Origin of the sequence: Halomonas sp. NCCP-2165, assembly GCF_023708045.1 — a bacterium.
GTDB lineage: Bacteria > Pseudomonadota > Gammaproteobacteria > Pseudomonadales > Halomonadaceae > Bisbaumannia > Bisbaumannia pacifica.
This window is the reverse complement of the sequence record NZ_BRCY01000009.1, coordinates 21,656-44,589: the sequence shown is the minus strand read 5'-3', so window position 1 is coordinate 44,589 and position 22,934 is coordinate 21,656. Positions and strand designations below refer to the sequence as shown.

19 protein-coding genes are annotated in these 22,934 nt (G+C 69.5%); 15 read left to right on the top strand and 4 right to left on the bottom strand.

Annotation, left to right across the window (positions count from 1 at the left end):
* Positions 1–38: 38 nt before the first annotated feature.
* Entirely contained in the window at positions 39–1,703 is a 1,665-nt protein-coding gene (locus NFU04_RS06615) for an electron transfer flavoprotein-ubiquinone oxidoreductase (RefSeq protein WP_251308727.1), read from the bottom strand.
* A gap of 446 nt (positions 1,704–2,149) precedes the next feature.
* Between NFU04_RS06615 and NFU04_RS06610 the strand changes: the two genes are divergently transcribed.
* The 12 genes from NFU04_RS06610 (at position 2,150) to NFU04_RS06555 (ending at position 15,988) form a co-directional block, all read left to right on the top strand.
* A complete protein-coding gene (locus NFU04_RS06610) occupies positions 2,150–2,914 on the top strand; it encodes an electron transfer flavoprotein subunit beta/FixA family protein (protein ID WP_251308726.1) in 765 nt (254 codons plus the stop codon).
* Positions 2,911–3,837 (top strand): electron transfer flavoprotein subunit alpha/FixB family protein, encoded by a 927-nt coding sequence (locus NFU04_RS06605; protein ID WP_251308725.1) that lies wholly within the window; start codon positions 2,911–2,913, stop codon positions 3,835–3,837. The genes NFU04_RS06610 and NFU04_RS06605 overlap by 4 nt, the downstream gene beginning before the upstream one ends.
* A 351-nt stretch (positions 3,838–4,188) precedes the next feature.
* Complete coding sequence (locus tag NFU04_RS06600; RefSeq protein ID WP_251308724.1) at positions 4,189–7,863, top strand: ATP-binding protein; 3,675 nt, start codon at positions 4,189–4,191, stop codon at positions 7,861–7,863.
* An 11-nt stretch (positions 7,864–7,874) separates the two neighbouring features.
* Complete coding sequence (locus NFU04_RS06595) at positions 7,875–8,501, top strand: condensin complex protein MksE (protein ID WP_309296786.1); 627 nt, start codon at positions 7,875–7,877, stop codon at positions 8,499–8,501.
* Positions 8,498–9,736, top strand: a complete 1,239-nt coding sequence (locus NFU04_RS06590) for a hypothetical protein (protein WP_251308722.1) — start codon at positions 8,498–8,500, stop codon at positions 9,734–9,736. Before NFU04_RS06595 ends, NFU04_RS06590 begins: the two co-directional genes overlap by 4 nt.
* 9 nt (positions 9,737–9,745) lie before the next feature.
* Positions 9,746–10,621 carry a DUF7281 domain-containing protein gene (locus tag NFU04_RS06585; RefSeq protein WP_251308721.1) on the top strand — a complete coding sequence of 292 codons (876 nt, stop codon included), beginning with the start codon at positions 9,746–9,748 and terminating at the stop codon, positions 10,619–10,621.
* A 333-nt stretch (positions 10,622–10,954) separates the two neighbouring features.
* Positions 10,955–11,680 (top strand): DUF3450 domain-containing protein, encoded by a 726-nt coding sequence (locus NFU04_RS06580; protein WP_251308720.1) that lies wholly within the window; start codon positions 10,955–10,957, stop codon positions 11,678–11,680.
* Between the two features lie 5 nt (positions 11,681–11,685).
* Positions 11,686–13,056 (top strand): MotA/TolQ/ExbB proton channel family protein, encoded by a 1,371-nt coding sequence (locus tag NFU04_RS06575; protein WP_459382071.1) that lies wholly within the window; start codon positions 11,686–11,688, stop codon positions 13,054–13,056.
* Positions 13,040–13,573 carry a MotA/TolQ/ExbB proton channel family protein gene (locus NFU04_RS06570; RefSeq protein ID WP_146804450.1) on the top strand — a complete coding sequence of 178 codons (534 nt, stop codon included), beginning with the start codon at positions 13,040–13,042 and terminating at the stop codon, positions 13,571–13,573. Before NFU04_RS06575 ends, NFU04_RS06570 begins: the two co-directional genes overlap by 17 nt.
* Positions 13,566–13,973 (top strand): ExbD/TolR family protein, encoded by a 408-nt coding sequence (locus tag NFU04_RS06565; protein WP_146804449.1) that lies wholly within the window; start codon positions 13,566–13,568, stop codon positions 13,971–13,973. Before NFU04_RS06570 ends, NFU04_RS06565 begins: the two co-directional genes overlap by 8 nt.
* Positions 13,970–14,707 carry an energy transducer TonB gene (locus tag NFU04_RS06560; protein WP_251308718.1) on the top strand — a complete coding sequence of 246 codons (738 nt, stop codon included), beginning with the start codon at positions 13,970–13,972 and terminating at the stop codon, positions 14,705–14,707. Before NFU04_RS06565 ends, NFU04_RS06560 begins: the two co-directional genes overlap by 4 nt.
* A gap of 240 nt (positions 14,708–14,947) precedes the next feature.
* On the top strand, positions 14,948–15,988 hold the full coding sequence (locus tag NFU04_RS06555) for a hypothetical protein (RefSeq protein ID WP_251308717.1): 1,041 nt from the start codon (positions 14,948–14,950) through the stop codon (positions 15,986–15,988).
* A gap of 82 nt (positions 15,989–16,070) precedes the next feature.
* Here NFU04_RS06555 and xthA read toward each other — a convergent pair whose 3' ends face one another.
* Together xthA and NFU04_RS06545 are read right to left on the bottom strand one after the other, a co-directional pair.
* Positions 16,071–16,898 carry an exodeoxyribonuclease III gene (gene xthA, locus NFU04_RS06550; RefSeq protein ID WP_251308782.1) on the bottom strand — a complete coding sequence of 276 codons (828 nt, stop codon included), beginning with the start codon at positions 16,896–16,898 and terminating at the stop codon, positions 16,071–16,073.
* Positions 16,898–17,134, bottom strand: a complete 237-nt coding sequence (locus NFU04_RS06545; protein WP_146804245.1) for a hypothetical protein — start codon at positions 17,132–17,134, stop codon at positions 16,898–16,900. The genes xthA and NFU04_RS06545 overlap by 1 nt, the downstream gene beginning before the upstream one ends.
* Before the next feature lie 169 nt (positions 17,135–17,303).
* On the opposite strand from NFU04_RS06545, the gene NFU04_RS06540 reads away from it, so the two are divergent.
* Together NFU04_RS06540 and dinG are read left to right on the top strand one after the other, a co-directional pair.
* Positions 17,304–18,590: a DEAD/DEAH box helicase gene (locus tag NFU04_RS06540; protein WP_251308716.1), complete on the top strand. Its 1,287-nt coding sequence runs from the start codon at positions 17,304–17,306 to the stop codon at positions 18,588–18,590.
* A 4-nt stretch (positions 18,591–18,594) separates the two neighbouring features.
* Positions 18,595–20,727 carry an ATP-dependent DNA helicase DinG gene (gene dinG, locus NFU04_RS06535; protein WP_251308715.1) on the top strand — a complete coding sequence of 711 codons (2,133 nt, stop codon included), beginning with the start codon at positions 18,595–18,597 and terminating at the stop codon, positions 20,725–20,727.
* A 71-nt stretch (positions 20,728–20,798) separates the two neighbouring features.
* On the opposite strand, the gene NFU04_RS06530 is transcribed toward dinG, so the two are convergent.
* Complete coding sequence (locus tag NFU04_RS06530) at positions 20,799–21,875, bottom strand: 3-deoxy-7-phosphoheptulonate synthase (RefSeq protein WP_146804248.1); 1,077 nt, start codon at positions 21,873–21,875, stop codon at positions 20,799–20,801.
* A gap of 307 nt (positions 21,876–22,182) precedes the next feature.
* Here NFU04_RS06530 and rpoE point away from each other — a divergent pair, with 307 nt between their 5' ends.
* A complete protein-coding gene (gene rpoE / locus NFU04_RS06525) occupies positions 22,183–22,788 on the top strand; it encodes an RNA polymerase sigma factor RpoE (protein WP_146804249.1) in 606 nt (201 codons plus the stop codon).
* Positions 22,789–22,934 lie beyond the last annotated feature (146 nt).

Here is a 22,934-nt window from a genome sequence, read left to right as displayed (position 1 = left end):
CTTCCAGCTTCCAGCTTCCAGCTCCCGGCGAAGCCGGGTTACATGTTCGGGTAGTTGGGCCCGCCGCCGCCTTCCGGCGCCACCCAGGTGATGTTCTGGGCCGGGTCCTTGATATCGCAGGTCTTGCAGTGCACGCAGTTCTGGAAGTTGATCTGGAACTGCGGCGTGCCGTCGTCCCCTTCGACCACCTCATAGACCCCCGCCGGGCAGTAGCGCTGCGCCGGTTCGGCGTATTCCGGCAGGTTGTCGCGGATCGGCAGCTCGGGATCGGCGAGTTTCAGGTGGCAGGGCTGATCCTCCTCGTGATTGGTGTTCGACAGAAACACCGAGGAGAGCTTGTCGAAGGAGAGCTTGCCGTCGGGCTTGGGGTAGTCGATCTTCTCGAATTGGCTGGCCGGCTTGAGTCGGGCATGGTCCGCGGTGGTGTCGTGGACATTGGGCAGCTTGCCGCCCAGCAGCTGGTTGACGAAGTTGTAGGCGCCACCGCCGACGGTGCCGTACTTGTGAATCGCCGGGCCGAAGCTGGCGCTCTCCTTGAGTTCGGCGTAGGCCCAGCTGGCCTGCCACTTGTCGCTAAAGGCAGTCAGCTCCTGGCCGCCTTCGTCGCCCTGGGCGATGGCCTCGAAGACCGCCTCGGCGGCCACCAGGCCCGACTTCATGGCGGTGTGCAGGCCCTTGATCTTGGCGAAGTTGAGGGTGCCGGCATCGCAGCCGATCAGCAGGCCCCCGGGGAAGGTCATCTTCGGCAGGCAGTTCAGCCCGCCCTTGGTGATGGCCCGGGCGCCGTAGGCGACCCGCTTGCCGCCGGAGAGGTGCTTGGCCAGCACCGGGTGGTGCTTCATGCGCTGGAGCTCGTCGAAGGGCGACAGCCAGGGATTCTCGTAGGAGAGGTCCATGATCAGCCCCACCACCACCTGGGAATTCTCGGCGTGATAGAGGAACCAGCCGCCATGGGTCGACTTGTCCAGGGGCCAGCCGGAGCCGTGCAGCACCAGGCCGGGCTCGTGCTGGTCGGCGGGGATATCCCACAGCTCCTTGAGGCCGATGCCGTAGTGCTGGGGATCGCGGCCGGCGGCCAGGTCATACTGCTCGATCAGGCGCTTGCCGATATGGCCCCGGGCGCCCTCGGCGAAGAGGGTGTACTTGGCGCGCAGCTCCATGCCCGGCATATGGCCGTCCTTGGGCTGGCCATCGGCGCCCACGCCCATGTCGCCGATCAGGATGCCCTTGACCACGCCATTCTCGACGATCGCCTCCTGGGCGGCGAAGCCGGGGAAGATCTCCACCCCCAGCCCCTCGGCCTGCTCGGCCAGCCAGCGGCACAGGTTACCGGCGCTGATCACATAGCGGGGCATGTCGCCGCCGGTGTTATGCATCGACTTGGGCACCAGGGCATTGGGCAGCTTCTGGGCCTTCTCGGCATCCTTGAGCAGGTAGACCTCATCGCGGGTCGCCGGGGTGGTCAGGGGCGCGCCGCGCTCCTCCCAGTCGGGGAAGAGCTCGGCCAGGGCGCGGGGCTCGAAGACCGCCCCGGAGAGGATATGGGCGCCCACCTCCGAGCCCTTCTCCACCACGCAGACCGTCAGCTCCTGGCCGGCCTCACCCGCCTGCTGCATCAGCCGGGAGGCCGCCGACAGGCCCGAGGGGCCGGCGCCGACGATCACCACGTCGAACTCCATCGAATCGCGTTCTACCTGTTCCACTTTGTTCTCTCCTCGAATGCGTCGGGAAACCCAGGACCCCGGAAAGCGTCACGTCGCTTGAAAATTACCATCCCAAGGGCGTTTCTCGTGTCGCCTGACGGCGTATTGTGCGGGATTCCGCCGGGGCTTGATAGGTCGTGACCCGGTCAGCGTAATTTAAAACGGTCGTTTGCTTCTAGTCTTCCGCCATGATATGCATAATAGAAATTCCGAGACACCCCTACCAAGGGCGACCTCGGGGGCCGGCCAGGCGCGATTGAGGCCGGCCCAGGGCCGACTCAGGCGGCTCAGCCGTTGTCGTCACCCCGCCCGCTGTGGCAGATTGACAACACTTTACCCGGGCGGCCTATCAAACGCTCGACCGAGTATCTAACGAAGGGTTACAAGAACCAGCCCGCCGGTTCTAACCACAAGGGTTCGACTTTCCAGAACCAAGCGAGGACACCATGAAAGTACTCGTCGCGGTCAAACGCGTCATCGACTACAACGTCAAGATCCGGGTCAAGCCGGACCACTCCGACGTGGATCTTACCAACGTCAAGATGGCCATGAACCCCTTCTGCGAGATCGCCGTGGAAGAGGCGGTTCGCCTGAAGGAGAAGGGCGTGGCCAGCGAGATCGTGGCCGTGACCGTGGGTCCCAAGGCGGCTCAGGAGCAGCTGCGCACCGCCCTGGCTCTGGGGGCCGATCGCGCCGTTCATGTGGAAACCGATGCCACCGTCGAGTCCCTGGCCGCCGCCAAGGTGCTGGCCAAGGTGGTCGAGGCGGAGCAGCCGGGGCTGGTGATCCTCGGCAAGCAGGCCATCGACAGCGACAACAACCAGGTGGGTCAGATGCTGGCGGCGCTGGCCGGCCTGCCCCAGGGCACCTTCGCCTCCGAGGTCAAGGTCAGCGGCGACGAGGGTGAGGGAAAAGTGCAGGTGACCCGCGAGATCGATGGCGGCCTGCAGACCGTCGAGCTGTCGCTTCCGGCCATCGTTACCACCGACCTGCGCCTGAACGAGCCGCGCTACGCCAAGCTGCCGGACATCATGAAGGCCAAGAAGAAGCCGCTGGACGTCAAGACACCGGCCGATCTCGGCGTCGATGTCGCCGGCCGCGTCAAGCTGCTCAAGGTCGAGCCGCCGGCGGAGCGCCAGGCCGGCATCAAGGTGGGCTCCGTGGACGAGCTGGTCGATAAACTGAAGAACGAAGCGAAGGTGATCTCATGAGCATCCTGGTACTCGCCGAACATCATGACGGCCAACTGAGCAGCGCCACCGCCCATGTGGTCGCCGCCGCGCAGCAGATCGGTGGCGATATCCACGTGCTGGTGGCCGGCCAAGGCGTGAGCGCCGTGGCCGAGGCCGCCGCCAAGCTCGACGGCGTGGCCAAGGTGCGCGTCGCCGATCACGCCGTCTATGCCCATCAGCTGGCCGAGCCCCTGGGCGACCTGCTGGTGGCGCTCGCCGACGACTACGGCCATGTGCTGGCCACGGCCTCCACCACCGGCAAGAACGTCCTGCCGCGCCTCGCCGCCCTCAAGGACGTCGGCCAGATCTCCGAGATCATCGCCGTGGAGAGCGCCGATACCTTCCGTCGCCCCATCTACGCCGGTAACGCCATCGCCACCGTGCAGAGCGAAGACGCCCTGAAGGTGATCACCGTGCGCGCCACCGCCTTCGATGCCGTGGCCGAAGGGGGCAGCGCCAGCGTCGAGGCCGTGGAGACCGTGGTCGACAACGCCCGCTCCACCTTCGTTAAAGAGGCCCTGGCCGAGTCCGACCGCCCCGAACTGGGCAGTGCCCGGGTGGTGATCTCCGGCGGCCGCGGCATGGGCAACGGCGAGAACTTCAAGCTGCTCGACGGCATCGCCGACAAGCTGGGGGCGGCCATCGGCGCTTCCCGGGCCGCGGTGGATGCCGGCTTCGTGCCCAACGACATGCAGGTGGGCCAGACCGGCAAGATCGTCGCCCCGGACCTCTATATCGCCGTGGGCATCTCTGGTGCCATCCAGCACCTGGCCGGCATGAAGGACTCCAAGGTGATCGTCGCCATCAACAAGGACGAGGAGGCGCCGATCTTCCAGGTGGCCGATTATGGTCTCGTGGCGGACCTCTTCGACGCCCTGCCGGAGCTGGAGCAGAAGCTGTAAGGCGACCTTCCTGGAAAAAACCTTCCAGGTCGCCCATAAACGAGCCGATCCCCCCGGGGATCGGCTCGTGTCGTTATGGGGATGCCGGTGATGGGGTGAGGTGGCAGGGCTGGCATCGTTGGCATGATGGAGGGGCGCCGGGGGCAGGGCAGAGCAAAGCGTCTTTATCAGGGACGATAAAGTCGAGCTTCCAGGGACGGATTCACAGCGTCTTTGCGAGTCCTGGCTCCAGGGGCCCCGGCTTGGGAGCAGAAACATACTAGCTGCAGTCACTCTGGTGAAGGCCATCATGGGCGGCATCTCGGTGCCGGCTCTGGCAAGATAGGTGCTTTGGAAGCGCAAGGGATTCGCATGGCACAGCTATTACGTATCGTGATGATTCACGGCCATCTCGAGGGCGTGGTGGAGCTGAGCCTCGATGGCCACACCAATATCTGCGGCACCAATGCCTCGGGGAAGACCACCCTGCAACGGCTGGTGCCGGTCTTCTATGGCGAGCTGCCCAACCGGGTCGTCCCCAAGACGCGTCTCAAGTTCGACGCCTTCTACCTGCCGCATCGCAACAGCTACCTGGTCTACGAGTATCGCCGCGAGGAGGGGGAGCTCTGCCAGGCGGTGCTGACCCGCAAGAGCGAGGGGGGCGTGGAGTACCGCTTCGTCGGCGCCCCCTATCGCCCCGAGGACTACCTGGTGCACAGCGAGGGCGGCGTCTCCGCCCTGGACTACGCCCAGTGGCTCGCCGGCCTGCGCCGCCAGGGCATCGGCACCTCCCACAAGCTGGGCGCCACCTCCGAGTATCGCAGCGTGATCCAGAACGACTTCACCCAGCAGGGTGCCGGGCCGGGCAGCCGCCGGGAAGGGTTGCGGCTGCGCCAGCTGGCCGCCCGCTTCAGCCTGGTGCGCCCCGGCCAGCGGCTGCGCCATATGGAGAAGCTGGTCTCGGCGGTGCATGCCAAGGAGGGCAAGATGGACACCCTCAAGACCATGCTGGCGGCGATCTTCGAGGAAGATGGCGTCGAACTGCCGGTGACCCGGATTCGCAACACCAAGGCCCGGGAGTGGATCGCCCGGATGCGTCAATCCATGCGGCTCGCTCCCCTGCAGCGTTCGCTGGAGGCGCTGGAGCGCCTCGATCGCGAGATCGCCGACCTCGAGGCCGCACTCTGGCAGCTCCGGCCCCAGCTCGAGGCCGATCGCCACCGGGCCGAGCGCGCCAGCGCCGATCTCGAGGCCCGGCTCGGTGCCCGCCAGCGCGACTTCCAGGCCCGGGAACAGGCCTTCGAGGAGGCGCGCGGCGAGCTCAACGAGCGCCTCAGCGAGCTCGACAGCGAGCTGGATCAGTCCCGCCGGGTGCTCGATGACCTGCAGCGCCAGTTCGAGGCCTATGAGGCGGCCGACATGGCCGGGCTCGAGCGCGACCTCAAGGCGCTGCCCCAGTGGCGGGAGCAGCAACAGCAACTGCGCGACCACCTCGAGCTGATGCAGCAGGCCGCCAGCGAGAGCAAGGCGCGCCTCGATGCGCGACTCGTCGAGCTCGGCGACCTGCTGAGCCGGCACGGGGAGGAGATCCAGGCGCTGATCGATGCCCTGGGCGAGGAGAAGGAAGCCTGCCGCGAGACCCAGAACGCCGAGGAGCGTCGCCTGGATGCCGACTATCAGGCCCGGCGTCAGGCCCTGGATGACGACTACCGCGCCCGATTGGCGCAGGGCACCGCCCGGCTCTCCGAGCTCAAGGCGCAACTGACCCATCAGGCCCAGACGCCGGAGGAGGGCCGCGAGGCGGAACGGGCCCAGGCCCGGGTCGATCAGGCCCAGGCGGAGCACAGCGCCGCGGCGGCGACCCTCGATGGCCTGCGTGCCGAGCTCGACGCCGGCAAGCAGGCCCGGGGCCAGGCCGAGCGTGACCTGGAGCTGGCGCGAGCCCAGCGCTCCCGGGCCGAGGCCCACCTCGAGGCGCTGCGGGTCCAGCGCGACCCCGCCCAGGGCAGCCTGCGTCACTTCCTGCGCCACCACCGGCCGGGCTGGGAGCAGGTCCTGGGCAAGGTGATCGCTCCGCCGCTGCTCGAGCGCCGCGACCTGGCCCCGCAGTTCAATGAGGGGGCCAGCGATGACCTCTTCGGGCTGGTCCTGGACCTTGCCGCCATCGCCCTGCCCGAGCATGCCCGGGACGAGGCGACCCTGCTGGCCGACATCGACGCCGCCGAGCGTTCGCTGGCCGCCGCCCAGGAGGCCGAAGGGAGCGCCGAGAAAGCCCTGACGGCCCGTCACGAGGCGGTGCAGGCGCTCAGGGCTCGTCTCGATCGGGCCCGCGCCGACCAGCGTCGCGCCGCCGAGGAGGTGGACTACGCCCTCCAGGCCCGCGGCCAGTGCCAGGAGCGCCAGGCCGCCGCCCGCCGGGCCCGTCAGGCCGCCGCCCGCGAGGCCCTGGAGGAGCAGGAGGCCCGGCAGCAGGCGCTCGACGAGGAGCGCCGCCAGGCCCTGGAGGCGCTGGACGATGGGCACCGGGGCCAGCGCCTGGAGCTGACCGCCGATTTCCAGGGGCGGTTGACCGCCTTCGATCAGCAGGTGGCCCGGCATCGCCGCCAGTGGGACGAACACAAGACGGAAAACCGCCGCCAGCGGGAGGAGCTGCAGGCCGCCTATGACCGGGAGCTGGCGGAGCGGGGCGTCGATACGGCGAGCCTGCGCGAGACCCGTTCGCGCCTCGAGGCCCTGGGGCAGCGCATCCGCCAGACGGCCGAGCGTCGCGACGAACTGGACGACTATGCCCGTTTCATGCGCGTGGAGTGGGACGAGCGCAAGCCGCGGCTGGTGGAGAAGGAGGCGCGGCTCTCCCGGGAGCATCAGGCCGCCGAGCGCGAGCGCGAGGCCCTGAAGGCGGCCTTCCAGGCCGACCGGCGCGAGCACCAGGCGGCGGTCGGTGAACTCAAGGCCCGGCGCGACGCCGAGCAGCAACTGCTCGAGACCCTGGTCCCGCTGCTCGCCCGGCTCGAGGCCCTGAGCCTCGCCCCCGACACGACGCCCCGCGGCGAGGCGCCGGGGGATGCCGAGGAGCGCATCGAGCGCACCCGCCAGGCGCTGGCCGATCACGCCCGGTCGCTCGACGAGCTGCGTCGCGGCGGCGAGAAGGTCGAGGCCGAGCTGATCAAGGGCGCCAGCGCCGATTTTCAGGCGACCCTGGAGGCCGAGCGCGCCCGGCTCGAGGAGGCCGGGCCCCGTCAACTGCTGGCCGTGCTGCGGGGCATGCTGCAGCTGCTCGAGGGGCAACAGCAGCAGCTGCTGCAGGAGGGCCGCAATCTCTCCGATGACCTCGACAAGTTCTTCACCGTGTTCCGCGACCTCAATCGGCGCATCAATGCCCAGAGTCGGCGCCTCTCCGACGAGGTCGCCGACGACCTGCGCCTGGAGGGCATCGGCCGCGCCGAGGTCAAGATCCAGTCGACCATCGACGAGCTGGGCTTCTGGGAGCCGCTCAAGCGCTTCGCGAAGCGCTACCACGAGTGGCGTGACTCCGGGCAGCCGCTGCCCGGCGACGACTACCTCGACGCCCTGGCCGACGTGGTGGAGCTGCTGCGCAGCGATCAGCGCTATGACTTCGAGAGCCTGCTGCGCCTGGAGCTGCACCTCAACGAGGGCGGCACCGACCTGGTGATCCGCAACGACCGTCAGTTGCTGGAGTCCTCCAGTCACGGCATGGCCTACCTGATCCTGTGCAAGTTCCTGCTCGCCTTCACCCGGCTGCTGCGCGGCGAGGCCCGGGTGGCGATTCACTGGCCCATCGACGAGATCGGTACCCTGGCCTACCACAACGTCGAGAAGCTCTTCGGCGCCTGCGACAACAACCGTATCCAGATCGTCGGAGCCTTCCCCAATCCGGAGTCGGACGTGCTGCTGCTATTCCACCACCGTTACCTGATCGATCGCGACGCCATTGATCCCGGCAAGCGTCGCCTCAAACGCATCGAGCCGCGCCTCTCGCGCCTGGCCCAGCGCCTGCAGGCGCATGCCGAGGGGGTCGCCCCATGAGCGAGTCCTCGATGGTGGAATTCGGCCCCCTGCTCGAGCGCCTGCTGGCCGGCGATTTCGTCTGCGCGGTCAGCGACGAGAACGCCTTCCGGCATCTGCAGGACGAGGCGACCCGCGAGCGGGTCGATGCCTACCTGCGCCCGCTCAATCGGCGCCTGGCGACCAACGCGGAGGGCAGCGTCTATTTCCTCGCCTGGCGTCGGCTCGACGAGACCGCCCGCGATCAACTCTCGCGTCAGCTCAATGACACCGTGACCAGCCTGCTGCCCCTGCTGGAGTGGTTGCAGCTGGTGCAGGAGGCGCTGGGGCGCGACGGCCTGGCCGCCCCCGGCGATGTGCTCAAGCCCGCCGATTTCAGCTCCCGCTGCGAGGATAACCAGGGCCTGCGCGAGCGCCTCGAGCGGCTGGCCAGCGACCCCTTCTTCGGCTCCCAGAGCGACCAGCTCGACGCCCAGCTCAAGCAGGTCTTCAAGCGCCTCAAGGAGCACGGTTACCTGCTCCAGCCCCACGCCGACCGCCAGTACTTCGTGGTCACCGCCAAGATCGACTACCTGATCGATCTGGTGCGCCTGATCCGCGACGAGGAGCAGTTGCCGGTGGATGACCAGGTGTCGGCCGGCCAGGAGCGCCTGCTGTGAGTGGCGGCGACGCTCAGGCCCTGGAGAGCCGCCTGGTCACCACCGGCGTCGAGCGCCTGGCGCTGCTGGGCAAGCATGCCGAGGCGTTGATGGCCGGCTATGCCCGCGATGAGGTGCCCCTGGAGGGGCTCAGCACCACCGCCCTGAATCGATTGCTGGCGGCGCGCCTCCTGTGGCGCCCCGACGAGCAGGGTGGGGTGAAGCTCGCCCCCAAGGTGCGCGAGCTGATCGCCGAGATGCTCGCCGACGAGACCCGTCGCCACGTCAATGCCGACGTCGCCGAGACCCTGGAGCTGATGCGCGGCCTGGTGCAGAGCTACCGGGAGGCCCGCGATGCCGGGGAGTACTGGCGCCAGGAGCAGCAGCTACTGCGCCTGCGCCAGGAGGTGGATGACCTCAACGGCCGCTTCGCCGATGCCATCGACAGCCTGTGGCGGCGCCTCAACGGCGACTTCGGCTTCGTCAGCCGGCTGGCCGACAAGATTCGCGAGAACGCCCGTGCCCAGAAGCAGATCGTGCGCCTGCTCGATGGCCTGGCGCTGATCGACTTCGACGAGCTGATCGCCCTGGTGGGCAGCGACGGCGCCCTGCGCAAGCTGCTGGTCAGTCAGTTGCAGCAGCAGCTCACCCAGCACTTCACCAGCCTGCGCGAGGTACAGCGGCGGCTGATCGAGTTGATGGCACGCTTTCGCCAGCAGCAGTCGCGCAGCCGCCTGGTGGCCGGCATGGTCGGCTTCCTGCGGGAACACCCGGACTTCGTGCCCGGTAATTACGCCAGGCGCAGCGAGGTACCGGTGCTGGTCAATCGTGCCGCGCCCCTGAGCGCCGCGGGGGCCGCCGCCCTGGACCAGGCTCCCGATGTCCGCACCCTGACCGAGCTGCTCCACCAGCTGCCTCGCCCCGCCTCGCGCCCCGAGCCGGTGACCGCCGCCGGCGTCGCCCAGGCGCCCGAGGAGACCCTGGTCGCCGCCCGCCAGCAGGCCCTCAAGGAGGACGTGGAGGCCTACTACCTGGCGGTGGTGGATGGCGGCGGTGAGCCCCTCAGCGCCCTGGCGTACCTCGAGGCGGGCGAACTGACATGGGGCGAGGAGCTCTGGCTGTTCCAGGTGATCGCCGAATACCGCGGCCTGCCGCGGGCCGAGCAGCGGGCCTTCCACCTGCACCAGGAGGAGTCCCAGGCCGGCCCCTATAACCAGCTGCGGCTGATCCATGACGTGCTGCTGCGGCTCGCCTGAGGAGGTCCCATGCCACTCTCGGCTAACGCTAGAAAGCTGCTTCGCGACGTCGCCCGGGGGCTGCATCGAGCGCCCCGGGTCACGAAGGCGAACGGCAAGGCCCTCGATGAGGTGCTCGAGTTGTTGGACGAGTGGCATATCGACCCCGGCTGGCGGCGCTCCCGCGCCGGCTTGTCCTTCGACCGGGACCTGCTGACGGATATCGAGGAGAGGCTTTTCCTCTCGGGGGAACCCGCCCTCGATATCCGCCTCGGCGGCCTGACCAGCGCCGAGCAGGCCCGCCACGGCAGCGTCGAGGACAAGAGCAATCGCGAGGCGCCCCGGGCACGGCGAGTACTGGTCAGCCTGCCCGCCGCGCTTCCCCGGCCCGGCATCGCTCCCGAGCCCCGGGAGGTGCGGGACCTCGACTGGCGGCGGCTCGACCCGGCCGCCTTCGACGTGCTCGTGCAGGTCGAGAATCTCGATAGCTTCTATGACCTGGTCGAACCGTCGGGGCCGGCCACCGGGGCACGGCCCCTGGTGTGCTACCGCGGCGACTCTCACTATGGTGGCGGTTTCGCCGCCTTGGCCGACGCCTGGGCCGCCACCGGCAAGCCCCACGGCTATCTGGGAGACTTCGATGCCAAGGGGGTGAGTCTCGCCCTGGGCAGCGGCGCCACCCATCTGCTGTTGCCACCCCTCGAGACCCTCGCCGCACGCGCCTGTGCCGAGCACCAGCCGTCGCGGCAGCAGGAGTATCAGCCGGCCCTGGGCGATCACGCCGCCCGGCTGCCGGCCGGCCACCCGCTGGTTCCCTATCTGAGGCTATTGCTGGGGCAGCAGCGTGGCCTGCGTCAGCAGTGGTTCGAGTCCATCACTACGCTGACGCGGGTGGCCCTGCGTTAGGCGTCAGGCGATCGCTGGGCGATATAAGGACGTGGCTTGTGTCGGCCCTGGTTCGAGGCGGTGCAGCCGGCGCTACGCTGACGCGGGTGGCCCTGCGTTAGATGCCGGGCGACTGCGCCGGTTCTGGTTCGAAGGAAGGCGCACCGGTGTTGCAATACCCGTAACGGGGCGTTGCGATTGTTGGTTGGCGGGGCGGCGGCTTCGGCGATCTTTATAATTGATAATTATTATTGTTTGGTTTAGCGTAGCGCATCGCATCATCACCATTTCCAGGAGGCGAGAGTGAATCGAACCGCCATCGCAGCGTGGCGCATCCGCGGGTTGGCAGGACTCATGGGACTGGCCCTGAGCCTTCCCGTCCTGGCCACGACGCCCTTGGACACGCATCGGGAGGCGCAGCAGGCCCAGGCGGCGTTGCAGGAACGCATCGATGCCGCCGACGACGAGAGCCGTGCCATGCTCGAGGAGCTGCGCCGCCTGGAGGGGGAGACCCGCCGCCTGAGGCTGGAGAACCAACGCCTGGCGCCGGGCCTTGCGACCCGCGCCGAGCGCCTCGATCGCCGCGAGGCGGCCCTCGAGGCCCTGGCCGATACCCGCCAGGCCCTGCCCGAACTGCAACGGGCGTTGATCGAGCGCCTCGCCGCCTGGGTCGATGCCGACCTGCCGTTCCTGGTCGAGCAGCGCCGGGGCCGGGTCGAGGCCCTGCGCGGGAGCCTCACCGACCCCGACCTGGACGACGCCGAGCGCCTGGAGCGCATCCTGGCGGCCTGGCGTGCCGAGCTCGACTACGGCCGCGAGATGGATGCCTGGCGCGGCACCCTGGACGCGGGGGAGACGCGCCGCGAGGTGGACTTCCTGCGCCTGGGGCGCGTCGGTCTCTACTACCTGACCCCGGACGGGCGTCGGGGCGGCGTCTGGCTGGCGGAGCCGGGGCGCTGGGATGCCCTGGATGACGCCCAGCGTCGCCAGGTGCGCCAGGGCCTGCGCATGGCCCGCGATCAACGGGCGCCGGAACTGCTGCGCCTGCCGGTTTCTCAGCCCCTGGAGGATGACGCATGAGGCTGATGTCACGACTGACCGTGCTGTTGCTGGGCTGGTTCGTCGTCGCCCCGCTAAGCGCCGAGCCCCGGGAGGCCTCGCCGGCCGGCCTGCGCGCCGAGCGTCAGGCCGCCGAGGCCCGCGACCTGGCGCGTCTCGAGGCCTTGCTCGGCGATCGCCAGGCCCTGGAGAGCGCCCTGGAAGAGGCCCGTGCGGCCCATGCCGAGGTCGAGGCCCGTCACCGGGAGCTCGGCGAGCGTGAGGCGGCGCTGGATGAGCGCCGGGAGGCCCTGGCCGCACGCCGCAGCGAGCAGGACGACGGCCTGGCGTCGATCCTCGCCAGCCTGGCGCGCCATGGCGGCGAGCTGCGCGATGCCCTGGCCGAGAGCTGGCTCACCACCCATGGCGCCGAGCTGCCGCCGCGGCTGGATGGCGAGGAGGTGCTGACCCTGGCCGACCTGGAGGCCTTCGCCGATGGCCTGATGGCGCTGACCGCCGAGACCGGCCGGGTGGTGCGTTTCATGGCGCCGGTGGCCGGCGTCGACGGCGAGATCCGCGAACGCCCGGTGGTGCGCCTGGGGGATTTCGCCGCCTTTACCCCCGAGGCGCTGCTGCGCCTCGGCGCCGACGACGCGACCCTGGCGGTGGCCGAAGGCTCCCCCGAGGCTCTGGCCGATGACCTGGCCGCCTTCCATGCCGGGGCGTCGCGGACCCTGGCCATCGATCCCACCCACGGCCAGGTGCTGACGGCCCTGGCCCAGCAGCCGAGCCTCTGGGAGCGCTTCCGGCAGGGCGGTGCCGTGGGCTATGTGGTGGTGGCGCTCGGCGCCGCCGGCATGCTGGTGGCACTGCTGCAGTACGCCTACCTGCTGCGGGTCAGCCTGGCGGTGCGCCGCCAGCGCCGCGACCTGAAGACGCTGCGCGACGATAACCCCCTGGGGCGGGTGCTGGCGCGCTTCCGCGCCCTCTCCGGCGAGGGACACCCGGTGCCCGAGGCCCTGGAGGCGCGCCTCGACGAGGCGGTGCTGGCCGAGTTGCCGCGCCTGGAGCGCGGCCAGCCACTGGTCAAGCTGCTGGCCGCGGTGGCCCCGCTGCTGGGGCTGCTGGGCACCGTCACCGGCATGATCGTCACCTTCCAGGCGATCACCGTCTTCGGCACCGGCGATCCCCAGTTGATGGCCGGCGGCATCAGCCAGGCCCTGGTCACCACCGTGCTGGGGTTGATCACCGCGGTGCCGCTACTCTTCGCCCATACCGCCCTGAGCGCCCGCAGCCGTCAATTAGCCGGCGTGGTGGAGGGGCTGGCCAGCGCGGCCCTGGCCGAGCACCTGGAAGGGCGTGGCCCGACCGCAAGCCGTGACGAGGAGCGCGCGCGTCGTGATGCCGCTCTGGCTTGAGCCCCTGGAACGCCTGGTGGAGGCGGGGGGCGCGGTGCTGGTGGGCATCGCTCTGGTGGCCATGCTGCTCTTCGCCATGGCCCTGGAGCGGGTCTGGTATTTCCGCGTCACCTATCGCCGCGCCCGCCGCGAGCTGATTGGCCACTGGGTGGCGCGGGCCGATCACGCCAGCTGGAGCGCCCTGACCCTGCGCGAGGCCTGGACCCAGGCCCTGCTGCGTCGCCTGCGTCGCCCGCTGCCCTGGCTCCGCTTGCTGGTGGGACTCTGTCCGCTGCTGGGGCTGCTGGGCACCGTCACCGGCATGATCAGCGTCTTCGATAGCCTGGCGCTGAGCGACAGCGGCCAGGCGCGGGCCATGGCCGACGGGGTGGCCCGGGCCACCCTGCCGACCCTGACCGGCATGGCCGTGGCGGTGGTGGGCCTGCTCTTCACCAGCCGCCTGGAACATATCATTCGCCGCGAGGACCAGCGTCTGCACGATCGCCTGGCCCGGGCCGTGGAGGAACGTCATGCGTAGGCGCCGTCTCGTCGCCGATGGCGGCGACGCCAATGAAGTCAACCTGACCCCGATGCTCGACGTGGTCTTTATCATGTTGATCTTCTTCATCGTCACCACCAGCTTTATCAAGGAGAGCGGGGTGGAGATCGAGCGCCCCGAGTCGAGCGCCGCCACGCCCCAGGCGGAGGCCCAGGTGATGGTGGCGATTACCGCCGAGGGGGCGGTCTGGGTGGATGGCGACCCGGTGGACCGTCATCGGGTCGGCGACAGCGTGGCTAACCTAGTCAGCGGCGAGGGCGCGGTGGTGATTCAGGCCGATCGCGAGGCCCCCACCGGGGTGCTGATCGAGGTGATGGATCGCATCCGCGAGGCCGGCGTGGCGCAGGTGGCGGTGGCCGCCACCCGGAGCGGTTCATGACCCGGGTGCCCTTCTCGGCGCTGGGCGGCGCCGCCCTGGCGCTGCTGCTGTTCTGGCTGCTGGCGCTGCTGGTGGCCCCGCCGGAGGCGGAGATCGAGGTGCTCGATGCGCCCATGAGCATGAACCTGGTGGAGGCTCCCGAGGCGGTGCCGGAGCCGCGCGTCGCCGAGGCGGCGCCACCCCAGGCGGCGCCGCCGCCTCCGCCGCTGCCCGAGCCGGCGCCGCCCCAGGCGAGCCCGGTGAGCCTGCCGGAGCCGGAATTGCCGCCCCGGGAGCTCGAGCCGGTGGAGTTCGACGAGCCGCTGCCCGAGTTGGTCGAGGCGCGTCCCGAGCCGCGGCCCGTCCCCGAGCCTTCCCCCGAGCCCGCGCCGGCGCCGAGCCCCTCACCCAGCGAGGCGCCGGCCGACACCGCCGTGGCCAGCGAGCCCGCCGGCGCCCCGACCCCGGGGGACGTCAGCGAGGCGCCGGTGGAAGTGGGTGCCCTGGCCCCCACCAGCCGGGTGCCGCCGGACTACCCCAGTCGCGCCCAGCGCCGCGGCATCGAGGGCCATGTGGAGCTGCGCTTCCTGATTCGCGCCGACGGTAGCGTCGATACGGACTCCATCCAGGTGATCTCGGCCCGGCCGCGCAATGTCTTCGATCGCGCCGCCCGGCAGGCGGTGGCCCGCTGGCGCTTCGCACCGGCCGAGGGACTGCGCCGTGCCCAGCAGCGCCTGGAATTCCAGTTAAGGTAAACACGCCGATGTTCCGCTCTCTGTTCGTGCCTCCGGCGCAACCGGCGCCGCCCGCTGCCACCATCCATGGTCTGGAATTCCAGTTAAGGTAAACACGCCGATGTCCCGCTCTCTGTTCGTGCCTCCGGCGCAACCGGCGCCGCCCGCTGCCACCATCCATGGCCTGGAATTCCAGTTAAGGTAAACACGCCGATGTTCCGCTTTCTTTCGCGCCCTCTGCTAGTAGCACTGAGCTTTTGGTTGGCCGCTCCCCTGGCGCTGGCCGAGCCGGCCCTGCCCGGGGCCACCATCCGCGACCTGGAGGGACTCCAGCAGCGCCTGGCGGCGGGGGAGGGGGCGGCGGTGGCCGAGCGTGCCGCGGCCCAGCACGCTCGCCTGGCCGCCGGCAATGCCGCCGACCGCTGGGCCGCGGCCCTCTACGCCCAGCTGGCCGCCCGCGCCGAGGCCGCCGCCGGGCGCCACGCCGCCGCCGCCGATCACCTGGCCCGGGCGCGCTCGCTGGTGGCGCCCGGCGAGCGCCACGACCGCTGGCTGCGTCGCGAGGCGGAGCTGCGCCTGGCCGCGGGACAGGCCGCCCGGGGCGCCGAGCTGCTCGAGCGCTGGGTGCGCGATCATCCCCAGGAGCGGGCACCGCGTTGGCGCCTGGTCCGGGCCCTGGCCGAACTCGGGCGCTGGGGGGGCGCCGCCGACTGGGTGCCGGCGGGGGGCTCGCCCGATCAGCAGGCCCTGGCCGCCACCGTCTATCAGCGCGCCGGCCGCGGCGGCGAGGCCCTGGCCCGCCTGGAAGCCAGGTTGGCGAGTGGTGCCGAGGCCGCGACCTGGCGTCGCGCCGTGGGCCTGGCCCAGCGGCTGGGCCGCCATGGGCGGGCCGCGGCCCTCTGGGAGGCGGGCTGGCGGGAAGGGGTCTTCTCGGGCAGCGGGGACCTGGAGCGGCGTATCCGCCTGCATCTGGCCGGGGGCACCCCGGCCCGGGCCGCCGAGCTACTGGAGGCGGCCCTCGAGGAGCATGCCCTGGAGGACAGCCTCGAGCGCCGGCGTCTGCTGGCCCAGGCCTGGGAGGCGGCCCGGGATCGCGAGCGGGCCCTGGGCGCCTGGCGGGCGCTGGCCGAGGCGAGCAATATGGCAGAGGACTGGCTCGCCCTGGGGCGGCTGGCCTATGCCTGGGGGCGGGACGCGACCGCCGCCGATGCCTGGGCACGGGCGGCGGCTTTGGGGGATACGCGAGCCGAGGCCTGGCTGGCCACCCTGGACTCCGCCGAGGCCCTTGATCAAGCCCCTTGAGTCGACCCCTTGAGTCATCTCATAAGTCGGGTGAGCGAGCCGAGGCGCGCGCCCCCGATGGAGTGGCTTATCGACGGGGCAGTCAGAGAGCCAGCTCGGTCCACACCGGGGCATGATCCGAGGGCTTCTCCATGCCGCGCAGGACGTAGTCGATGCCGGCATCCTCGACGCGCTCGGCCAGGGGCGCGGTGACCAGGATATGGTCGATGCGCAGGCCTCGCTTGGGCTCGCGATCGAAGCCCTTGGAGCGGTAGTCGAACCAGCTGAAGCGGTCGTCGATATCCGGGTAACGGACCCGGTAGCTGTCCACCAGGCCCCAGGCCTTGATGCCCGAGAGCCACTCCCGCTCCACCGGCTGGAAGCTGGTCTTGCCGTCGCGCAACCAGCGCTTGCGGTTGGCCTCGCCGATGCCGATATCGCTATCCTCCGGCGAGATATTGAAATCTCCCATCACCGCCAGGCGTTCGGTCGGGCGGTGATCCTCCGTCAGCAGGCGCCTGAGCTGGGCATAGAACTGGCGCTTGTGGGGAAACTTCACCGGATGCTCGATGTTCTCCCCCTGGGGGAAGTAGCCGTTCCATACCGTCAGCGGCTCGCTCCCCGCGGGGCGCATGCGCACCCCGATCATCCGCCGCTGGGCGTCCTCGGCATCGTCCGGGAAGCCGTAGTAGACGCTTTCCGGCTCGCCGCACTGGGCGGGGTCGATCATCAGCGCCACCCCGTAGTGGCCCTTCTGGCCATGGAAGTAGACGCGATAGCCCAGGGCCTCCACCGCCGCGCGGGGAAACTCCGGGTCATCCACCTTGGTTTCCTGCAGGCCGATCAGCGCCGGACGCTGACTCGTCACCAGCGCCTCCAACTGGTGAAGGCGGGCGCGGATGCCGTTGATATTGAAGGACACCAGGCGCATCATTCGTCGTCCTTGTCGGCGCGTTTCGGGTGAATCTCGATGCGCGGGGCCTGCTCCTGGCGGGCCTGCTTGCGCTCGGCCTGACGCTTGCGCTGGTCGGCCTTCTTCTGTTGGAAGCGCTGCGACGACCCCACCTCGTCGGGGTTCTCGTGTCGCCACTTCTTGTAGTCCTTGCGCCGGCCGGTGCGGATGGTCACCCGGTCGGCCAGGGAGCGGGTCTTTTTCTTGCGGGTCATGAGTAGCGGCTCCATTGCGCGTTGGCCGCCTATTCTAGCAGGGCGGTCGCGTCCTGAGACAGCTTGGCGAGCCCTGGCGGCCAAGCCCTGCTACAATACCTCGCTTGGAATCGCCCGGGCATGTCGCCAGGCCACATCCACTGAACGATTTGGGACAGAATCACAGCCTATGAGCGAGTCGGATAACCCCACAGCAGCGGCGCCGCAGCCGGCCCAGAACCGCAAACCCAAGCGTCGGCGTCGCAAGCCGCGCAAGTCCGGGTCCAACTGGGACCTGCGCCAGTTCCAGGTGCCGGCGGTGGCGGGCAAGTGGCGCTTCCATGACTTCGATCTGCCGCTGCCCCTGATGCGGGCCATCCATGCCCTGGGCTTCGAATACTGCACCCCGATTCAGGCCGAGGCCCTGGCCAAGACCCTGCTCGGCGGCGACGTGGTCGGCAAGGCCCAGACCGGCACCGGCAAGACCGCCGCCTTCCTGATCTCGATCCTCGCCTACTTCCTCGAGGAGGAGGCCCCGGATGGCCAGAAGCCCGGCGCGCCCCGGGCGCTGATCGTCGCGCCGACCCGCGAGCTGGCGCTGCAGATCGAGAAGGACGCCAAGGCCCTGGCCCGCTTCACCCAGCTCAATGTGGCCAGCGTCGTCGGCGGCATGGACTACCAGAAGCAGCGCGAGAACCTGGGCAAGAAGCTCGATATCCTGGTGGCCACCCCGGGGCGCCTGCTCGATTTCCACGAGAAGCGCGACGTCGACCTGACCCAGGTCGAGGTGCTGGTGCTGGACGAGGCGGATCGCATGCTCTCCATGGGCTTTATCCCCGACGTCAAGCGCATCATCCGCCATACCCCCAAGAAGGAAGCGCGTCAGACCTTCCTCTTCTCGGCCACCTTTACCGAGGACATCCTCAACCTGGCCAGCCAGTGGACCCATGAGGCGGCCCAGGTGGAGATCGCCGTCACCGTCGACAACCAGGCGGATATCGATCAGCGGGTCTACCTGGTCAGCGATGCCGACAAGCAGCGCCTGCTGGTCAAGCTGCTGCAGCAGGAGAGCTTCGAGCGGGTCATCGTCTTCGGCAACCGCCGCGACCTGGTGCGCAAGCTCGACGAGCTGCTGCGCCAGGCCGACATCAACGTGGCGATGCTCTCCGGCGACGTGCCCCAGAACCAGCGCATCACCACCCTGGAGCGCTTCCGCGAGGGCGAGGTGCAGGTGCTGGTGGCCACCGACGTGGCGGGTCGCGGCCTGCATATCGATGACGTCAGCCATGTGATCAACTACACCCTGCCGGAGGATCCGGAGGACTACGTCCATCGCATCGGGCGTACCGGTCGGGCCGGCGCCAAGGGCGTGTCGATCAGCTTCGTGGGCGAGGAGGATGCCTTCTCCCTGCCGGAGATCGAGCGCTATATCGACGCCAAGCTGCCCTGCGAGCATCCGCCGGAAGGCTTGCTCTGAGGCCATGCTCGACGAGGCCCTGAAGGGCGAGATCCAGACCGCCTACCGGCGCCTGCTGGAGGGACTCGAGCTGACGCCCCGCTATGGCCAGCGGCTGATGATCGCCGAGATCGCCCGCACCCTGGCCGGCATTCAGGCCGACGAGGCCGGCAAGCGGCTCAGCGACGAGCATGTCTGCGTGCTGGAGGCGGGCACCGGCACCGGCAAGACCCTGGCCTATCTGCTGGCGGCCTTGCCGGTGGCCAAGGCCCGCGGCAAGCGCCTGGTGGTGGCCACCGCCACCGTGGCCCTTCAGGAGCAGGTCCTGCACCAGGACCTGCCGCTGCTCAAGACCCATAGCGGCCTCGAGTTCGACTTCGCCCTGGCCAAGGGGCGCGGGCGCTACCTCTGCGTGGCGCGCCTCGACCAGGCCCTGGAGGGCGGCGAGGAGAATCCTACCTTGGCGCTCTTCGAGCAGGCCCTCGACAGCGGCGACGACTTCCAGGCCCTGGCCAAGGCCATGGGCGAGGCCTATGGCGGCGGGCGCTGGGAAGGCGACCGCGACGCCTGGCCCGAGGCCATCGAGGATGCCCACTGGCGGCGCCTGACCATCGACCATCGCCAGTGCACCAACCGCCGCTGCGGTCACTTCTCCGCCTGTGCCTTCTTCCGTGCCCGGCGTCGCCTGGAGGGCGCCGACGTCATCGTCGCCAACCACGACCTGGTGCTGGCGGACCTGGCCCTGGGCGGCGGGGTGGTGCTGCCGGCCCCCGGCGAGTGCATCTATATCTTCGATGAGGGGCACCACCTGCCGGACAAGGCGATCGAGCACTTTACTCACCGCTTCGCCGTCAACGGCGCCCTGCGCTGGCTGGGTACCCTCAAGAAGTCGCTCACCGAGCTCAACGCGGCGCTGGCCGTGCAGCCCACCCTGGCACGTCTGCTGGCGACCCTGCCGGAGGCCCTGGCGGCCCTGGAGCCGCGCCTCGGCGAGGTGTTCGGCCTGGCCCACCAGCTCGCCGAGCTGCCGGAGGGAGCCGGCGAGAGCGCCCAGCATCACCGCTTCCCCATGGGCGAGGCGCCCCAGGCGCTGCGCGATCAGGCCGCCGCTCTGGTGCCGGTGTTCGCCGAGATGAGCCGCACCCTGGAGAGCATGGCGGATATCCTCCGCGAGAGCCTCGACCCGGAGAAGTCCACCGGCCTGCCCCGGGAGCAGGCGGAGGCCTGGCTGCCGCTGGTGGCCCTGCTGCATGGTCGCGCCCTGGAGGCCCACGCCCTGTGGCTGGCCTTCGCCGAGCAGGATGACCCCGCCGAGCCGCCCCGGGCCCGCTGGCTGACCTTCGAGCGCTTCCAGGGCGAGCCGGACCTCTTGATCTCGGCGAGCCCGGTGTCGGCGGCCTCGACCCTGGCCCGCCACCTCTGGGGCAGCTGCTATGGCGCCGTGGTCACCTCGGCCACCCTGACCGCGCTGGGACGCTTCGAGCGCCTCCAGGAGCGCGCCGGCCTGGCCAATCGCTACCGCTACCAGCGCCTGCCCAGTCCCTTCGATTATTCCCGGGCGGTGCTCAGCGTGCCCCGGGAGGCGGTGGACCCGGGTGACCGCGAGGCCCATGAGGCGGCCATTCTCGACTTTATCGGCGGCCTCGGTGCCGACGAGGCGGTGTTGATGCTGTTCTCGTCCCGGGCCCAGCTGCGTGCGGTGGAGAAGGCGCTGCCCAAGGCGCTGGCCGAGCGGGTGCTGGCCCAGGATCGCCTGCCCAAGCGCGAGCTGATCGAGCGCCATCGGGCGCGGGTGGACAAGGGCCAGGGCAGCATCATCTTCGGCCTGGCCAGCTTCGCCGAGGGCATCGACCTGCCCGGCGCCTACCTGACCCATGTGGTGATCACCCGGCTGCCCTTCGCGGTGCCCGATGACCCGGTGGGGGCGACCCTGGCGGAGTGGATCGAGAGCCGCGGCGGCAACGCCTTTATGCGCATCAGCGTGCCGGATGCCTCCATCAAGCTGGTGCAGGCCTGCGGGCGGCTGATCCGCAAGGAGGCGGATGCCGGGCGCATCAGCCTGCTCGATCGCCGGGTGCTGACCCGCCGCTACGGCCGCGCCCTGCTCGATGCCCTGCCGCCCTTCGTGCGCGAGATCGACGGGGTGCGTCAGGGGTAAGCGTCTCGCCTCTCGTGCCATCAACGACAGGGCCCGCCAATTGGCGGGCCCTGTCGGTAACGGGGGGAGGCTCAGCCGCGGGGGCGGGTCGGCAGCACCGCCTTGAGCTTGTCGTCCATGCGGTGCAGGGCCTCCTCGGTGGCATCCCAGTCGATGCAGGCGTCGGTGATGGAGACGCCGTACTGCAGCTGGCTGCGATCCGCCGGCACCTTCTGGTTGCCCCAGCCGATATTGGACTCGATCATCAGGCCCATGATCGAGTGGTTGCCCTCGAGGATCTGGTTGGTGACGTTCTCCAGGACCAGCGGCTGCAGGGCCGGGTCCTTGTTGGAGTTGGCGTGGGAGCAGTCGACCATGATATTGGCCTTGAGGCCGGCCTTCTTCAGTTCCTGCTCGGCCAGCGCCACGCTGACGCTGTCGTAGTTGGGCTTGCCGTTGCCGCCGCGCAGCACCACATGGCCATAGGCGTTGCCGCGGGTGCGGATGATCGCCACCTGGCCGCCCTGGTCGATGCCCAGGAAGTTGTGCGGGTGGGCCACCGACTGCAGGGCGTTGATGGCCACGTCCAGGCTGCCGTCGGTGCCGTTCTTGAAGCCCACCGGGCAGGAGAGGCCCGAGGCCATCTCGCGGTGGGTCTGGGACTCGGTGGTGCGGGCGCCGATGGCCGACCAGCTGATGCAGTCCTGCAGGTACTGGGGGGAGATTGGGTCCAGCGCCTCGGTGGCCAGGGGCAGGCCCATCTCGGCCAGTTCCACCAGCAGGCGGCGGGCGATATGCAGCCCCTCCTCGATCTCGAAGGAGTCGTTCATGTGCGGGTCGTTGATCAGCCCCTTCCAGCCCACGGTGGTGCGCGGCTTCTCGAAGTAGACGCGCATCACGATCAGCAGGCTCTCCTTGACCTCGTCGGCCAGGCGGCGCAGGCGGCGGGCATAGTCCAGGGCGGCGTCCACGTCGTGGATGGAGCAGGGGCCCACCACCATCAGCAGGCGGGGATCCTCGCCGTCGAGGATGCGCTGGATGGCCCCGCGCCCCTCGATCACGGTGCGTTCGGCCTCCTCGGTCAGGGGGATCTCCTGCTTGAGGGCCTCGGGGGTGATCAGGACGTCCTGGGCAAGAACATTGAGGTTGTTGACCTGCTGTTGTGACATGCGGCTACCTGTGATGAATCGCGCGGTAATATAAGGGTGTGTCCGAGTAGGCTTCTACTATCGCTCGCCGTCTGGGCGGAAATCAATCGTACCATGGAACTCGCCACCGTCGGCGCAGTCACAGGCCCTCGTGAGTCGCGCGCATGCCGCTTGATGGAATGCCGATAAACAGGAACACTTACGCTAATCCATCACCCCTGCCAGGTTAAGGTCGACGTCTATGAAGCCCCCGCTTGTCACTCTCCCCGCCAGTCAGGCCGCGCCGTCTCCCCTGGCGCCATGCGCCGCCCGGATGGGGAGGGATTGAATGGGCAACCGCGAAACCGATCAGCGCCTCGTCGAGCGGGCGCAGCAGGGTGACACCCGAGCCTTCGACCTGCTGGTCAAGAAGTACCAGCACAAGATTCTCGGCCTGATCGGGCGCTATGTGCACGACCAGGCCGAGGTCCAGGACGTGGCGCAGGAGGCCTTTATCAAGGCCTACCGGGCGCTGGGCAAGTTCCGCGCCGAGAGTGCCTTCTATACCTGGATGTATCGCATCGCCATCAATACCGCCAAGAATCACCTGGTCTCCCGGGGGCGCCGCCCGCCGGGCAGCGACCTGGATATCGTCGACGCCGAGATCCTCGACCATAGCGGGCGCCTCGCCGATATCGAGTCGCCGGAGGCCTCCATCGCCCGGGATCAGCTGGAGGCGGCGGTCTTCGAGGCCATCGAGCAGCTCCCCGAGGACCTGCGCACCGCCATTACCCTGCGCGAGTTCGACGGGCTTTCCTACGAGGATATCGCCCAGGTGATGGACTGCCCGGTGGGCACGGTACGCTCGCGGATCTTCCGTGCCCGGGAAGCGGTGGATCGCCATATCCAGCCGCTGGTGACCACCTCGCGGACCCAGGATCTGGTCTCCGAATAAGGCGGGGCGAAACTTTTGCCAGGCGGCTGAACTGTTGGCGGTCCTTGGCGTCACAGGAGATGCCATGAGGTTGCGACAAATTCACGCAGGATGACGCGGCTGCGCTATGCACCGCTGGGGGGCCGTCGGGCCCGGGTCTGTTTATC